Origin of the sequence: Stenotrophomonas sp. TEPEL (genome assembly GCF_004348785.1) — a bacterium.
Taxonomy (GTDB): Bacteria; Pseudomonadota; Gammaproteobacteria; order Xanthomonadales; family Xanthomonadaceae; genus Stenotrophomonas; species Stenotrophomonas indicatrix.
In genome coordinates this window covers 717860-732620 of sequence record NZ_QQXJ01000001.1, presented here as the reverse complement: position 1 = coordinate 732620, position 14761 = coordinate 717860, and the positions used below count along the sequence as shown (strand labels likewise).

Sequence of the window (14761 nt, the reverse complement as noted above, 5' to 3'; positions counted from 1 at the left end):
GCATGGGCCCGAGGCATGCCTCGGGCGGGCTGGGCAGGACGCCCAACCCCGGTCTTGCCGTGTGCGCAGGACAGCGCACACGAGCAAGCGGCTGCCAAGCCTACAAGGACGTACTTGCGGCGTCCCCCGAACAGCCCGCCCACCCGGCCCAGACCTGCGATCCCGCTTCTGAACCCACCGCAGAGGGGGCTCAGCCCGGTGGCCGGGAAACCCGGGGCATCACGCCCCGGATTCGTCCGGCTTGACCCGGAACCACGCCGCATACAGCGCCGGCAGGAACACCAGCGTCAGCACCGTGCCGACAATCAATCCACCCATGATCGAAATCGCCATCGAGCCATAGAACGCGCTGCGCGACAGCGGGATCATCGCCAGCACCGCCGCCAGCGCAGTCAGCACGATCGGGCGGAAACGCCGCACCGTCGCATCGATGATCGAATGCCAGCGGTCATGCCCGGCATCGATGTCCTGCTGGATCTGGTCGATCAGGATCACCGAGTTGCGCATGATCATGCCCGCCAGCGCGATCGTGCCCAGCAGCGCCACGAACCCGAACGGCGCGCGGAACAGCAGCAGGAACAGCGTCGCGCCGATGATGCCCAGCGGAGCGGTCACCAGCACCATCGCCGCACGCGAGAAGCTGCGCAGCTGCAGCATCAGCAACGTGGCCACCACGATCAGGAACAGCGGCATGCCGGCCTTGATCGAGTTCTGCCCGCGAGCCGAATCCTCCACCGAGCCGCCGGTCTCCAGCAGGTAGCCGCTGGGCAGGTCGGCACGGATGCCATCCAGGGTCGGCACGATCTGCTGCACCACGTCCAGCGGCTGCATGCCATCGCTGATGTCGGCACGCACGGTCACCGTCGGCAGACGGTTGCGGTGCCAGATGATGCCGTCCTCGAAGGCGTATTCCAGCCGCGCGACCTGCGAAAGCGTCACCGCGGTACCACTGCTGGTCGGAATCGCCAGGCTGCCGAGCAGGTCCAGCTGCGCGCGCTCGTTGTCCGGGCCACGCAGCAGCATCTCGATCTGGCGGTTGCCTTCGCGATAGGTGCTCACGCTCATGCCCGACAACGAGCTGCTGAGGAACTGGCTGACCTGCGCACTGCTGACGCCCAGCGCGCGGGCGCGGTCCTGGTCGATCACCAGCCGTACCACCTTGCTCGGCTCGCTCCAGTCCAGGTTCACGTTCATCACGTGCGGGTTCTCGCGCACCTTGGCCTCGACCTGGCGCGCGATCGCCTGCACCTGCGCGATGTGCTCGCCGGACACGCGCATCTGCACCGGATAACCGACCGGCGGCCCGTTCTCCAGGCGCGTCACCCGCATCTGCACGTCCGGGAACTGCCTGATCACGTCCTTCAGCATCCAGTCGCGGGTCGATTCGCGGGCCTTGGCGTCTTCGGTGAGCACCACGAACTGGGCGAAGTTGGTGGCCGGCAGCTGCTGGTCCAGCGGCAGGTAGAAGCGCGGCGAACCGGTGCCGACGTAGGCCACGTAGTTGCTGATGCCCTCGCGCCCCTTCAGCAGCTTCTCCAGCTTGTCGGCCTGTGCCTGGGTCGCGGCCAGCGACGCACCTTCGGCCAGCTCGATGTCCACCATCAGTTCCGGGCGGGTCGAGTCGGGGAAGAACTGCTGTGGCACGAAGCGGAACAGCATCAACGAACCGATGAACAGGGCGATGGTCGCAGCGATCACCCACCAGCGATGGCGCAGGCAGCTATCCAGAAACGCCCGGAAGCGCGTGTAGAACGGCCGCTGGTACGGATCATGATCGTGCGCATGCTCCTTCGGTGCGATCCAGCGCGCCAGTGACGGATGCCGGTCAGCCCACTGCAGGCGCTTGGCGCGCCAGCGGCCGGCCAGGCTGTCCGGCTTCGGCAGCTGCGGGTTGAACAGGTCCGGAAGCATCTTGTCACCCAGGTACGGGATGAACAGCACTGCCGCGATCCACGATACCACCAGCGCGATGGTCACCACCTGGAACAGCGAACGGGTGTACTCACCCGTGCTGGATGCCGCCGTGGCGATGGGCAGGAAGCCAGCAGCAGTGATCAGGGTACCGGTCAACATCGGGAAGGCGGTGGATTCCCAGGCGAAACTGGCCGCGCGCAGGCGGTCGTAGCCCTGCTCCATCTTGGTGGCCATCATCTCCACCGCGATGATCGCATCGTCCACCAGCAGGCCCAGTGCCAGCACCAGTGCACCCAGCGAAATCTTGTGCAGGCCGATATCGAAGTAGTGCATGACGAAGAAGGTCATCGCCAGCACCAACGGGATGGTCACGCCCACCACCAGGCCGGTACGCAGGCCCAGCGAGAAGAAGCTGACCAGCAGCACGATCACCACCGCTTCGGTGAGCACCTGCACGAACTCGCCCACCGACTCTTCCACCGCATGCGGCTGGTCGGACACCTTGCGCAGCTGCATGCCGGCCGGCAGGGTCTTCTGCAGGCGTTCGAACTCGGCATCCAGGGTGGCACCGAGCTTGAGGATGTCACCGCCGTCCTTCATCGCCACCGCCAGGCCGATCGCATCCTGGCCCATGAAGCGCATCTTCGGCGAGGCCGGATCGGCAAAGCCACGCTTGACCTCGGCGATGTCGCCCAGATGCAGCGTGCGCTCGCCGGCCTGGATCGGGAATCTGCGGATGTCCTCGATCGAATCGAACTGACCGGTCACGCGCAGCTGCACGCGGTCGGTCGGGGTTTCGAAGAAGCTGGTGGCGCTGACCGCGTTCTGGTCGGCCAGCGCCTGCTGCACCTGTTGCAGCGATACGCCCAGCGTGGCCAGCTTGGTGTTGGACAGCTCGATCCACACCTTCTCGTCCTGCAGGCCGACCAGGTCGATCTTGCCGACGTCGGGCACGCGCTGCAGCTCCAGCTGGATGCGGTCGGCATAGTCGCGCATCACCGCGTAGTCGAAGCCTTCGCCGGTCAACGCGTAGATGTTGCCGAACGTGTCGCCAAACTCATCGTTGTAAAAGGGTCCGACGATTTCCCTCGGCAGCGTCGCGCGGATATCGCCCACGCGCTTGCGTACCTGGTACCACAGGTCCGGGATCTGCCTGGAGCGCAGGCTGTCGCGCGCCATGAAGATCACCTGCGATTCGCCCGGCCGCGAGTACGAACGGATGAATTCGTACTCGCCGGTGTTCATCAGCGCTTTCTCGATCGGCTCGGTCACCTGCCGCGAGACCTGCTCGGCGGTGGCGCCCGGCCACATCGTGCGTACCACCATCGCCTTGAAGGTGAAGGGCGGATCTTCGGACTGGCCCAGGTGCTTGTACGACCAGGCACCGATGACGGCAAACGCCAGCATCGCGAACAACACCAGCGCACGGTTGCCCAGCGCCCATTCGGAGAGATTGAAACGGCGCACGGGTCAGTTCCCCTTGCCTGCAGCCGGCGCCGGCTTGGCGGCCGACGGCGCCAGCACCGGGCGGTTCTGGCGGTCGACCGGCGTCACCACCTGGCCTTCGCGCAGCAGATGGCCGCCGGCAGCGACCACCCAGTCCGCAGCGCCCACGCCGGACACCACCGGCACGGCCTGCGCGCCGTAGGCACCCACCTGCACCGGCGTTGCCTTCAACGCACCCGTGGAAGGATTGACCACCCACACGCTGGCCTTGCCATCACTGCCGCGCAGCACGGCCGCCAGCGGCAGCTGCAGCGCACCACTGCGCCCGGCGCTGGCGAACACCCGCGCACTCTGGCCCAGTTCCACTTCGCTCAGTGCTTCCGGCGCCAGGCTGACGCGCGTGGCATAGGTGCGCGCCTGTGCATCGGCGGCCGGGGCGATCTCGCGCAGGGTGCCCGGCAGCAGCTGGCCCGGACGGTTCCACAGTTCCACCTGCACCGACTGGCCGACCTTGTAGTCGCGGATGCTGCTTTCCGGCAGCGCGATCAGCACCTCACGGCCACCATCGGCGGCCAGGGTGAACACCGTCTGCCCCGCGCTCACGACCTGCCCGGCTTCGGCTTGGCGGCTGGCGATCACGCCATCGGCGGGTGCGCGCAGCTGCGCGTACTCGGCCTGGTTGCGGGCCACGGCGAGGTTGGCCCGGGCGGCGTTGGCCTGGCCCTGTGCAGCCTTGAATGCCGCCGTCTGCTGGTCCAGTGCCGAGCGGCTCACCAGCTGGTCTTCCGCCAGCTTGGCATAGCGCTTCTGGTCATCGCGCGCACGCACCAGGTCTGCTTCCGCCGCCGCCAGCTGCGCCTGCGACGCCGCCGCCTGCGAGGCGTAGTCGGCCGCATCCAGCTCGGCCAGCAGCTGGCCCTTCTTCACCCGCTCGCCTGCGTCGACGAGGCGCCTGACCAGGTTGCCGCCAACCCGGAACGACAGTGGGCTTTCCTGGCGGGCACGCACCTCGCCGGGGTAGGCGGCCGCGGCCTGTCCATCCTGCGTGGTGGGATGCACCACCAGCACCGGGATGGCCGCCGCCGGCTCGGCGGCCTGCCTGCCGCACGCTGCCAACACCACGACCAGTACGCCTACGCCCAACCAACGCATGTTTTTCATGAGGTACAGGACCTGAAAAGAAATCCGGGGGGAACGCGCCGGCAACATACTGTTGCAACGCGGACATTAGTGAACCAGCCGGTATAGTATAAATATCGAACCGCTTGGTCTAGTATTAGCGGAATGAGTTCTCCCACTTCCCGAAAGCCGACGGCCAAGCCCGCTGCCAAGGCTGCCGGTCCCGGGCGCCCCAAGGATCTGGGCAAGCGCGCGGCGATACTCGAGGCAGCCAAGACACTGTTCATCGAACAGGGCTACAGCGGCGTGAGCATGGACAGCATTGCTGCCCAGGCCGGCGTCTCCAAGCTGACCGTCTACAGCCATTTCGGCGATAAAGAGACCCTTTTCTCCGAAGCTGTGCAGTCCAAGTGCATCGAGATGCTGCCCGACGCGCTGTTCGTGGCCGACGTCGAAGGCCCCCTGCGTGACCAGTTGCTGGGCATCGGCATGGCGTTCTTCGAGATGATCACCTCCGACGCGGCCCTGTCGATCCAGCGGATGATGATGGCGCCGGAGACCGACGAGCGCCTGCGCGAACTGTTCTGGCAGGCGGGCCCGCAACGCACCTGCGAGGCACTGGCCGACTTCATGCGTTCGCGTGCCGAGCGCGGCGAACTGGATATCCCCGACTGCTACATCGCCGGCCAGCAGTTCCTGACCCTGGTGAAGGGCGAAGTGCACATGCATATGATGTGCGGCATGCCACTGTCCCCCGTCGAGACCGATGCTGCGATCCACGTGGCCGCCAGCGTGGATTTCTTCCTGCGCGCCTACGCGCCGCGGGGGGCTGGGAACGCTGGATAACCAAAACTGAACGAACCGGAGGTCGCGATGACTTCCGGCACTGCGACCCCGGCCACCCCGCAGCTGATGCTCTGGGCGCGCCGCCGGCCTCCGGCACCGGTAAAATGGCCGGCCCACTGCGCTGGATTTGAACCTCATGACGATTGATTACGCCCACGCCCGCGAACTGATGGTGGAACAGCAGATCCGTCCCTGGGACGTGCTGGACATCAAGGTGCTCGACGTCCTGGCCCGCCTGCCGCGCGAGGCCTTCGTCGCCGACGCGCACCGGGCGCTGGCCTATGCCGATGTCGAACTGCCGATCGGCAACGGCCAGAAGATGATGAAGCCGGTCATCGAGGGCCGTACCCTGCAGGCACTGGATCTGCAGCCGGGTGACGAAGTGCTGGAAATCGGCACCGGCAGCGGCTTCCTGTCGGCCTGCATCGGCGCGCTGGCGCGCGACGTGCTGAGCCTGGAAATCGATCCTGAGCTGGCCGCCGCTGCGCGCGCCCGCCTGGATGCCACCGGCCTGGGCACCAACGTGCGCGTGGAAGTGGCCGATGGCCTGGCCTGGCAGACCGAGCGCCGCTTCGACGTGATCTGTGTCACTGGCGCCGTCGACGTGGTGCCGTCACAGTTTGCTTCGTGGTTGCGTCCGGGTGGTCGCCTGTATGTCATCCAGGGCCGTTCGCCGGCGATGGAAGCGCTGCTGGTGAAGGCCGATGGCAGCACCGAGTCGCTGTTCGAGACCGATATCGATTACCTGCGTGGTGCCGCCCCGGCCCCCCAGTTCCACCTCTGAGTCCAAGGAAGCCGCAATGATCCGCCGATCCCTCGCTGTTGCGCTGGCCACTGCCCTGCTGCCGTTGTCCGCCCATGCCGCCGACCTGCTGCAGGTCTATGAAATGGCGCGCAATGGTGACCCGCAGCTCTCCGCCGCCGAATCCACCCGGCTGTATGACAAGGAAGGCGCCGTGCAGGCGCGTGCTGCCCTGCTGCCGCAGATCAATGGCCAGGCCCAGTTGAGCCGCACCCGCACCGACGCCGACCACGACGCCAACTCCGGCACGGTCACCAGCAAGCGCCGCAACTACACGATCGACGGTTCGCAGACGCTGTTCAACTGGACCCAGATCAACAACCTGCGTTCGCAGCGCGAGCTGAGCAAGGCGGCTGATTTCACCCTCGATTCGGCCAACGACAACCTGATCGTGCGCACCTCGGCGGCCTACTTCAACGTGCTGGTGGCGATCGAATCGCTGAACGCCGCACAGACCAATGAAGCGGCCGCGAAGAAGCAGTTCGACTTCGCCGACAAGCGCCTGGAAGTGGGCCTGGCGCCGATCACCGACGTGCACGAGGCCCGCGCCCAGTACGACCAGGCGCGCGCCAACACCATCGTTGCGCAGAACACCCTGGCCGACAACTACCAGGCCCTGACCGAACTGACCGGCCAGCCGGTGATGAACCTGAAGGGCCTGCCGGCCGACTTCCGTCCGGAAGTGCCGGCCAACCGCGGCAACCTGGACCAGCTGGTGCAGCAGGCGACTACGCAGAATCCGGCGCTGAAGGCGCAGGAGCTGAAGGTCGGTGCCGCCGAAGCCGGCGTGCAGGCCGCTCGGGGCGGTCACTACCCGACCCTGTCGCTGGGCGGCAGCTGGGGCAAGAGCGCAACCTGGGGCGACAGCGTCGGTGCCGGTTCGCTCTCCCCCGATGCACGCACCAACAGCATCGGGCTGACCCTGAGCGTGCCGATCTTCTCCGGCGGCGCTACCCAGTCCGGCGTGCGCCAGGCGCTGGCCCAGCGTGACATCGCCCAGGATGGTTTCGAGCAGCAGAAGCGCGCGCTGGACCGCAACACCCGCAATGCCTACCAGACCCTGGTGCAGGGCATCAGCGAAGTGGAAGCGCGCCGTTTGGCCGTGGTTTCCGCGCAGAGCGCCTACGATGCCTCGCAGGTTGGCCTTGAAGTGGGTACCCGCACCGTGCTGGACGTGATCCAGAACCAGCGCATCCTGTTCTCCGCACAGCTGGATTACGCGCAGGCCCGCTACAACTTCCTGCAGAACCGCCTGCTGCTGAGCCAGGCCGTGGGTGGCCTGGATGTCGCCGAACTGCAGGACATCAACCGCCTGCTGACCCAGGACGCGGGCAACCCGTCGACGACCACGAACTGAGTCGGCGCGACCGGCCTGATGAGAAAGCCACCCGCGAGGGTGGCTTTTTTTGTTGATCGCAGATGGCCTGCGGTGCGGGCGCTAGCGCGAACGCCGGGCGCGCCGACGCACCAGGCCGCCTGCCAACACGACCGCCAGCACCACCAGCACCGGTACGAACAGCCGCGAGGTGACTGCCGGCAACAGGCACAGTGCAGTTGCCAAAGGGGCAAGCACCATCGGCATCAACCGCCGATCGTCGGCCGCATCCGTCGCCCGCCAGTTACTGCGCGCAACGCCCAGGCACACGGCGGCCAGCACCAGCAGGCCTGCGGGCCCCGGCAGCTGCGGAAGCCACCCCTCCGGCAGCGACAGCGCCAACGCCGCCGACAGCACGGTAAGCGCCAGCGTCAGCAGCAAACGCACACCGCTGCCCACTTCGCCGGACTTCGGCGGCCAGGCCTCCACCCCCAGCCGCGCGGCCAACAGCAGCAGCACCAGCAGCAGGGCCGCCAGCCCCGCGCCACCCGCCAACGGCAACAGCGGCAGCAACCACTGCAGCTGCGGGACACCCTGCAATGCCACCGACAGCGGCCGCGTGCTGGCCAACGCGGCAAACTCGACGAGGCCCGACTGCAGCGCAGCCACTACCATCAGCCACAACATCGCCATCAGCACCGCTGCGCCGGCGGCTCTGGAAATCTGCGCACGAGGGCGCGGCACCCGCCCGGAAAACCCTGCCAGCAGGCCTGCCCCCAGCAGAACGCCCAGCAACGCCACGCCCGCCGCCAGCACGCCACCCAGCCCGAAGCGATAGGGCGCGGTAGCCGATGGCAGCCACGGAATCCAGTGCGCGTAATGCACATGACGTGCCGCCAGCAACAGCAGCAGCAGGCCCACGCCCAGCTTCACCGTCAGCAGTGCACTGGCCAACAGCAGCGCGCGCGGCATCCGCAGCACTGCAGTGGCAGCCCCCAGCAGCAGCACCAGGATCGACGACGCCAGCGGCAAGGGCAGCCACTGCCCGGGAGCGGCATCGATGACTTCAGCGGCAGCGTACAGATGGCGCGCCATCGATTGCGCCAGTCCTGCGATGGTCGCCACCAGTTCCAGCAGCAGGGCAATCACCAGTACATCGGCAAGCAGCCTGCCCCAGGCGGCACGCAGCAGACCATGCAGACCCGAAGCATCCGGCAGGCGCCGCATCGCCATGCGCAGGCAATACAGCATCGGCACTGCGCCCAACGCCGCCAGCAACAGGCTGAGGACAATGGCGGGCCCCGCCTGTGCCGCCGTGTTCTGCCCGACCAGGGCGACAACGCTGCCGCCCAACAGCAGGGTCAGCGCCACCACCAGCAGATGGTCGGTGCCCAGCCTCGCTGGCTTCGCGCTGGCGTGCAGCGCGCCTCCGTTGTCGCCGATCATTCAAAGCTCCCTTGATGTCGCCCAAGCGTGGTCGACAACAGGCTGGCAGCCTGACGCGGTAAGCGGAATCGGAATCTGCGCCATACCAACGATGATGTGACAGCTTGCACGCCGTGGTCGGCGCGAGCGGTCCAGCTACGACAGATTCACCACCATCAAGCAGGCTTGATGCAGGCGTTCACGACAGCGCAAAGCCGGGGCGCCCCTGAAACACCTGATGGCGACAGGCCGGGTCTCAGGCCAGCGGCGGCGGCAAATGCGGAGCCACCAGCTGCAGCGTCCGTTGCAGCGCGCCGCGGCCATTGCTGACCAGCGTGCAACCGGCGCGGGCCATGTCTTCGCGCGCCTGCACGTCGTCGAGCAGGTGCAGCAGCAGATCACCCACCGCCTGCACGTCCTCGCCGATCAGCAGTGCACCGGCCTCGCGCATGCGCCGCGAGATCTCGGCGAAGTTGTGCAGATGCGGGCCGGTCACCGCTGCGGTGCCCATCGCCGCCGGTTCCAGCAGGTTGTGGCCGCCGATGGCCTGCAGGCTGCCACCGACGAAGGCGACCTGGGCACAGCCGTAGAACGGCATCAGTTCGCCCAGCGTGTCGATGACGAAGACATCGCTACGGGCGTCCGGCCACTGCTGTGCGCGCCGCGTCGACACGTTCCAGCCCTGCTCGCGGGCCAGCGCCTCCACCTTGGGGAAGCGCTCCGGATGCCGCGGCGCCCACAACAGCAGCAGGTCCGGATGCTGCCGGCGCAGGCGGCGGTGCAGGTCGATCACTGCCTGCTCCTCACCATCATGCGTGCTGGCCGCGATCCATACCGGGCGCGTGGCCGGCACATGGGCATGGAACTGTTCGATGAAGGGCTGCACGTCCGGCGTGGCGATGTCGAACTTCAGGTTGCCCAGTGCCTGCACCTGTTCCGGCGCCGCGCCCAGCTGCACGAACCGCGCAGCGTCATCCTGCGACTGTGCGGCCACGCAGGTGACCGTGCGCAGCGCACGCCGGATCAACGCCGCCAGCACGCGGTAGCCGCGCAATGATCGGGCCGACAGCCGCGCATTGAGGATGTACACCGGAATGCGACGATCGCGGCAACCGAACAGCATGTTCGGCCACAGCTCGGTTTCCAGGATCAGCGCCAGGCTGGGCTGGAAGTGCCCCAGGAAGCGGTTGACGCTGCCCGGCACGTCGTACGGCAGGTACACATGGTCCAGCGCATCGCCCCACAGCGCGCGCACCCGTTCCGAGCCGGTCGGGGTGATGGTGGTGATGACCCAGCGGATGTCCGGCCGCTGCGCGCGCAGCGCATTGACCAGCGGCGCAGCGGCGTTGACCTCGCCCACCGAGACCGCATGCAGCCAGACCCGGGGCTGGCCGCTGGGCTGCGGATAGGACGCATAGCGTTCATCCCAGCGCCGGAAGTATTCACGGACCCGGAAGCCGCGCCAGACCAGGTGGTACACGGTGATCGGCAGCAGCAGGTACAGCACGGCCGAGTACAGGCCACGCAGGATCCATTCGACAGGGTCTTTACGCATGCGGCAAGGATACGGGAGCCCCCCGGGAAAGACACGCGGCCGGATTGGTAGAATGGCAGCATGTCCGATGCCACCACCGCCGTCCGTCCGTCGCTGCGTGATCCACGCAACTGGCCGATGTTTGCCGTCATGTTCATTGCCTTCGGGATCGCCCGGCTGCCGTGGACGCTGCAGCGCGTGCTGGGCCGCGGGGTCGGCTCGATCGCCTGGCGCCTGGCCGGCAGCCGCCGCCATGCCGCCGAGGTCAACCTCAAGCTGTGCTTCCCCGAGAAGGACGAGGCCTGGCGCAAGCGCCTGGTGCGCGACAGCTTCGACGCCCTGGGTGTGGGCATCTTCGAATGCGCGCGTTCCTGGTGGGGCAGCATCGACAGCATCCGCCCGCAGGTGCACATCGAAGGGCTGGAACACCTCAAGCAGATGCAGGCCGAAGGCCGCGGCGTGCTGCTGGTCTCGGGCCACTTCATGACCCTGGAGATGTGCGGCCGCCTGCTGTGCGACCACGTCGACCTGTCCGGCATGTACCGCAAGCACAAGAACCCGGTGTACGAGTGGGCGGTGAAGTTCGGCCGCCTGCGCTATGCCAAGGCGATGTACGCCAACGAGGACATCCGCGCGACGGTGCGCCACCTGAAGAAAGGCGGCTTCCTCTGGTACGCACCTGACCAGGACATGCGCGGCAAGGACACCGTGTTCGTGCCGTTCTTCGGCCACACCGCCTCCACCATCACCGCCACCCACCAGCTGGCGCGGATGACCGGTTGTGCGGTCATCCCCTACTTCCACCGCCGCGAAGGCGGGAAGTACTTCCTGAAGATCGGCGCGCCACTGGAGAATTTCCCCAGCGAGGACGTCGAAGCCGATACCGCGCGGGTCAACCAGGCCATCGAGCAGATGGTGCGCGAGGCACCGGACCAGTACCTGTGGATCCATCGCCGCTTCAAGCGCCAGCCCGGTGGGCGCAGCGATTTCTACAAATGACGGGTGGTAGGGAAGGAACGTCCCATCCACGCATGGCGTGGATCTACTCGGCGGCTGGTTTCATCCACGCATGGCGTGGATCTACCGGGAATGCCGATCAGTAGATCCACGCCATGCGTGGATGCTCCTCCTTCCGATGCCGGAATCTACAACGGCCAACGACACCAGGCGTGAGGGTAGTCCCCCACCCCACCAGCCAATCCGGCCCGCACCGGATTGCCCAGGATGTACATCGCCTTGTCATGAAGGGATTCATCGGTACGCACCGCATGGTCGTGATAGCCGTGCTGCCAGCGCGGCCCTTTTCGTCCCGATATCCGGTTCAGCTGCCGGCTGCTGCGTGATTTCAGCAACGCCATGCACTGGGCCAGCGATCCCTTCTGCAGCTCCATCAACCAGTGCAGGTGGTCGGGCATCACCACCCAGGCGAGGCTGTGGCTGATGCCGCTGCGTTCGACGAAGCGCAGCGCGTCCACCAGCACAGCGACATTGCCAGCGTCGGAGAAGAATGGCTCCCGGCCGTGTGTTGTCGTGGTCAGGGAATAGACATTTCCCGTGCGGGAGTAGCGACCGTAGCGGAGTCTGGAGCTTGCCATGGGGACAGACTGCGGTTTGCCCGGTCATCCTTGCATTGGCGGACCACCCTGCGGCCAGTCGGGAAAAGCCGCGACACCGGCAGTGTTCATGGGAAAGCCCATCCACGCATGGCGTGGATCTACTGCTCCCCCGCCAGACACGCCCCCCGTAACTCCACGTCATGCGTGGATGCGACCAGCCACCCCGCACAGTCCAGTGGATCCACGCCATGCGTGGATAGGCCCCGTCCCGCACAATCCAGTAGATCCACGCCATGCGTGGATGGGACGTTCCCCAACCCCCCGCGCGATTCAGTAGATCCACGTCATGCGTGGATGCGGACATTACCCGGCGCCCGGCTGATCGTCCGGTTCGCGCGCCAGCAACGTGCCGACGAACAGCGCGGCGAGCAGGACGGTCAAGCCGCCCCAGAACGCGGAATAGAACGCCAGGTGCGTATTGAGCGGGAACACGGTGACCGCCAGTGCCAGCATGGCCGGGCGTGCACGTTCGCGCGCCGGGGCCGGGGCGAAACGCCATGCCCGCCATGCCTGTGCCACCGCCGCCAGCCACAGCAGCAGCCCCAGCACACCGGTCTCGGCCAGGATCTCCAGCACGATCTGGTGGGCGTGCAGCGCCGGCATCGTGCCCCACACCGCCGGCCCTTCATCTGCAACGCAGTGGGGATAGGCATCGCGGAAGCCACGTGCACCGACACCATTGATCGGATGTGCCTCGATCATGCAGGCCGCCGCGCTCCAGATGCGGGTACGGCCGGACAGGGCCTGCTCGACCCCGTCCTCGCCACCGTCCCAGGCCATTGCCGTGCGCGCCACTCGCTCGCGCAGCTGCGGCACGCTGGCCGTCAACACCCCCGCCGTGAGCACAGCGGCCAGTGCCAGCAGACCCAGCCGCTTCCAGCCCAGTTGGCGCACGCCGCTGTAGGCGACCACCAGGCCGAAGGTGATCCATGAGGCACGCGAGCCGGCCAGCAGCAGCACCACGCCCACTGCAGCAGCGGCCAGCAGCCAGCCCGCATTGCCGAAACGGCGCGCCGCCGGCAACAACAGGAACGGCGAAAGACTGGCCAGCACCTGGCCGAATTTCAGGTTGCACGGCCCCAGCGCGCCGCTGAGACGGTCGGCCAACGCGGCTTCCTCGGCCGGGCACAATGCGTGGCCGCTGATGGCCAGCTTGATCTGCTGCAGCGACCAGAACCAGGGGCTGGTGCCTGCCAGTGCCTGCACCAGCGCATCGAGCGTCCACAGGCCGGTGATCACCGCCAACCCACCCAGGGTCAGGCGCCGCCGCTGCGGAGTGGCCACCGCGATCGCCACCAGCCACATGAAAGGCAGATAGCGCAGTCCCGCCGCAGCCTTGGTCCACGACGCCGACGGGTCCACGGCATCGAAGGCCGAGAACGCCTGCGGCAACCAGTAGCCAAGGAAAAGGATCGATGTCAGCGCCCACGCTGCCGGGCTCAGCAGATGGGGGCGATGCTGCACCCGGCGGATGACCATGCGTGCGGCGGCGTACAACGCCCCCAGGCCCAGCACTGTTTCGGCGATACCCGGCAGCGGCCACAGCGCGACGTAGGCCAGCACCCACCAGGGTGCCCAGCGGCCGGCGCGCTCATCGCGCAGGGGCGGCGTGGCGTCAGCCAGCGAGGTCGGCATAAAGGCGGAGGGTATCGCGCTGCATGGCCTGCAGGGTAAACGGGATACGGCCCGGCAGCGACGGCGGCTGTGCCAGCAGGGCCAGCGCACGTTCACCCAGCAGCTGCGCATTGCCCAGCGGCACTGCGCCACCGGGTTGCAGCTGCTGCAGCAGTTCGCCGACCCCACCATGGTTCCAACCCAGCACCGGGCGGCCGACCGACAACGCTTCGACCACGGTGCGACCAAAGGCTTCCGGTTTATCCGACAGCTGCAGCACCAGATCGCTGGCGGCGTACGCCTGGGCGATGCGCGCAGTCGGCGTGCTGATGTGCACCGCCCCGGTCACGCCCAGCGTGGCCGCCTGCCTGCGCAGCTCTGCCACATAGGCTTCCCGGCCAGGCTCGTCGGTGCCCAGCATCCACAACTGTGCCGGCACGCCTGCTGCACGGACATCGGCAAGCAGCTGCAACGCGTGGGCTTGGCCTTTCAGGCGGGTGCCGCGACCGGGCAGCAGCAACAGCGGTCCGTCGACCTGGGCCAGCCACGGGTAGTCGGTCGCCAGCGCCAGCCGAGGGCGCCGATCAGCGCGTGCTACGCGCGGGAACTGGCTGACATCCACCCCGCGCGGGATCACCTGCAGCCTGTCGTGCGGCACCGTCGGGTAATGCGTGTGTACGTAGTCGCGCACGCTGTTGGACACACAGATCACGCGTTCGCCGCTGGTCATCACCGCGCTGTAGCGGCTGGGCGAATTCAGCCCATGCACGGTAGTCACCCAATGCGGGCGTTGCGCCGGCTGCATCGCACGGATCGCGTACAGCCCCAGCCACGCCGGCAGGCGCGAACGGGCGTGGACGATATCGGCGCCCACTTCGGTGAACAGTCGACGCAGGGTAGGCAGATGGCGCAGCGTCAGCAGCGACTTGCGACCGATATCCAGGGTCAGGTGCTCGGCACCGCTGTCGAGCAGCGGCTGCACCAGGCGACCACCAGCGGACACCACCAGCGCGCGATGGCCGGCAGCGACCAGGGCCGCGGCGATTTCAAGGGTCGAGCGCTCGACACCGCCGGAGTGCAGCGCCGGCAGCAACTGCACCACGGTCAATCGGCGCATCGAGAGGGCAGCC

At 67.3% G+C, this 14761-nt stretch carries 11 protein-coding genes; 4 read left to right on the top strand and 7 right to left on the bottom strand.

What is annotated here, in order from left to right; genetic code table 11:
- Positions 1-219: 219 nt before the first annotated feature.
- Together TEP_RS03325 and TEP_RS03320 are read right to left on the bottom strand one after the other, a co-directional pair.
- On the bottom strand, positions 220-3381 hold the full coding sequence (locus tag TEP_RS03325) for an efflux RND transporter permease subunit (protein ID WP_132824260.1): 3162 nt from the start codon (positions 3379-3381) through the stop codon (positions 220-222).
- A gap of 3 nt (positions 3382-3384) precedes the next feature.
- Entirely contained in the window at positions 3385-4521 is a 1137-nt protein-coding gene (locus TEP_RS03320; protein ID WP_132824259.1) for an efflux RND transporter periplasmic adaptor subunit, read from the bottom strand.
- A 123-nt stretch (positions 4522-4644) separates the two neighbouring features.
- Here TEP_RS03320 and TEP_RS03315 point away from each other — a divergent pair, with 123 nt between their 5' ends.
- The 3 genes from TEP_RS03315 (at position 4645) to TEP_RS03305 (ending at position 7484) form a co-directional block, all read left to right on the top strand.
- Positions 4645-5325 (top strand): TetR/AcrR family transcriptional regulator, encoded by a 681-nt coding sequence (locus TEP_RS03315; RefSeq protein WP_032975445.1) that lies wholly within the window; start codon positions 4645-4647, stop codon positions 5323-5325.
- A gap of 136 nt (positions 5326-5461) precedes the next feature.
- Positions 5462-6109, top strand: a complete 648-nt coding sequence (locus TEP_RS03310) for a protein-L-isoaspartate O-methyltransferase (RefSeq protein WP_032975442.1) — start codon at positions 5462-5464, stop codon at positions 6107-6109.
- A 16-nt stretch (positions 6110-6125) separates the two neighbouring features.
- On the top strand, positions 6126-7484 hold the full coding sequence (locus TEP_RS03305; RefSeq protein ID WP_132824258.1) for a TolC family outer membrane protein: 1359 nt from the start codon (positions 6126-6128) through the stop codon (positions 7482-7484).
- An 81-nt stretch (positions 7485-7565) separates the two neighbouring features.
- Here the strand turns inward: TEP_RS03305 and TEP_RS03300 are convergent, their stop codons facing one another.
- Together TEP_RS03300 and waaA are read right to left on the bottom strand one after the other, a co-directional pair.
- Positions 7566-8888, bottom strand: coding sequence for an amino acid transporter (locus TEP_RS03300; protein ID WP_240790624.1), 1323 nt, complete (start codon positions 8886-8888; stop codon positions 7566-7568).
- Between the two features lie 235 nt (positions 8889-9123).
- The gene (waaA, locus tag TEP_RS03295) at positions 9124-10422 is read right to left on the bottom strand and encodes a lipid IV(A) 3-deoxy-D-manno-octulosonic acid transferase (protein WP_132824257.1); all 1299 of its coding nucleotides are present in this window, start codon (positions 10420-10422) and stop codon (positions 9124-9126) included.
- Positions 10423-10482: 60 nt separating this feature from the next.
- Between waaA and TEP_RS03290 the strand changes: the two genes are divergently transcribed.
- Entirely contained in the window at positions 10483-11400 is a 918-nt protein-coding gene (locus TEP_RS03290; protein WP_132824256.1) for an LpxL/LpxP family Kdo(2)-lipid IV(A) lauroyl/palmitoleoyl acyltransferase, read from the top strand.
- Between the two features lie 146 nt (positions 11401-11546).
- On the opposite strand, the gene TEP_RS03285 is transcribed toward TEP_RS03290, so the two are convergent.
- From TEP_RS03285 to TEP_RS03275, 3 genes are all read right to left on the bottom strand, one after another.
- On the bottom strand, positions 11547-11996 hold the full coding sequence (locus TEP_RS03285; protein WP_132824255.1) for a transposase: 450 nt from the start codon (positions 11994-11996) through the stop codon (positions 11547-11549).
- 324 nt (positions 11997-12320) lie between these two features.
- Positions 12321-13652 (bottom strand): O-antigen ligase, encoded by a 1332-nt coding sequence (locus tag TEP_RS03280; RefSeq protein ID WP_132824254.1) that lies wholly within the window; start codon positions 13650-13652, stop codon positions 12321-12323.
- Positions 13633-14748, bottom strand: a complete 1116-nt coding sequence (locus TEP_RS03275; RefSeq protein WP_132824253.1) for a glycosyltransferase — start codon at positions 14746-14748, stop codon at positions 13633-13635. The genes TEP_RS03280 and TEP_RS03275 overlap by 20 nt, the downstream gene beginning before the upstream one ends.
- Between the last annotated feature and the right edge of the window lie 13 nt (positions 14749-14761).

Coding starts and splice junctions, on each gene's coding strand:
- TEP_RS03320 (WP_132824259.1), bottom strand. CDS start 4,521: ATGAAAAACATGCGTTGGTTGGGCGTAGGCGTACTGGTCGTGGTGTTG.
- TEP_RS03315 (WP_032975445.1), top strand. CDS start 4,645: ATGAGTTCTCCCACTTCCCGAAAGCCGACGGCCAAGCCCGCTGCCAAG.
- TEP_RS03310 (WP_032975442.1), top strand. CDS start 5,462: ATGACGATTGATTACGCCCACGCCCGCGAACTGATGGTGGAACAGCAG.
- TEP_RS03305 (WP_132824258.1), top strand. CDS start 6,126: ATGATCCGCCGATCCCTCGCTGTTGCGCTGGCCACTGCCCTGCTGCCG.
- TEP_RS03300 (WP_240790624.1), bottom strand. CDS start 8,888: ATGATCGGCGACAACGGAGGCGCGCTGCACGCCAGCGCGAAGCCAGCG.
- waaA (WP_132824257.1), bottom strand. CDS start 10,422: ATGCGTAAAGACCCTGTCGAATGGATCCTGCGTGGCCTGTACTCGGCC.
- TEP_RS03290 (WP_132824256.1), top strand. CDS start 10,483: ATGTCCGATGCCACCACCGCCGTCCGTCCGTCGCTGCGTGATCCACGC.
- TEP_RS03285 (WP_132824255.1), bottom strand. CDS start 11,996: ATGGCAAGCTCCAGACTCCGCTACGGTCGCTACTCCCGCACGGGAAAT.
- TEP_RS03280 (WP_132824254.1), bottom strand. CDS start 13,652: ATGCCGACCTCGCTGGCTGACGCCACGCCGCCCCTGCGCGATGAGCGC.
- TEP_RS03275 (WP_132824253.1), bottom strand. CDS start 14,748: ATGCGCCGATTGACCGTGGTGCAGTTGCTGCCGGCGCTGCACTCCGGC.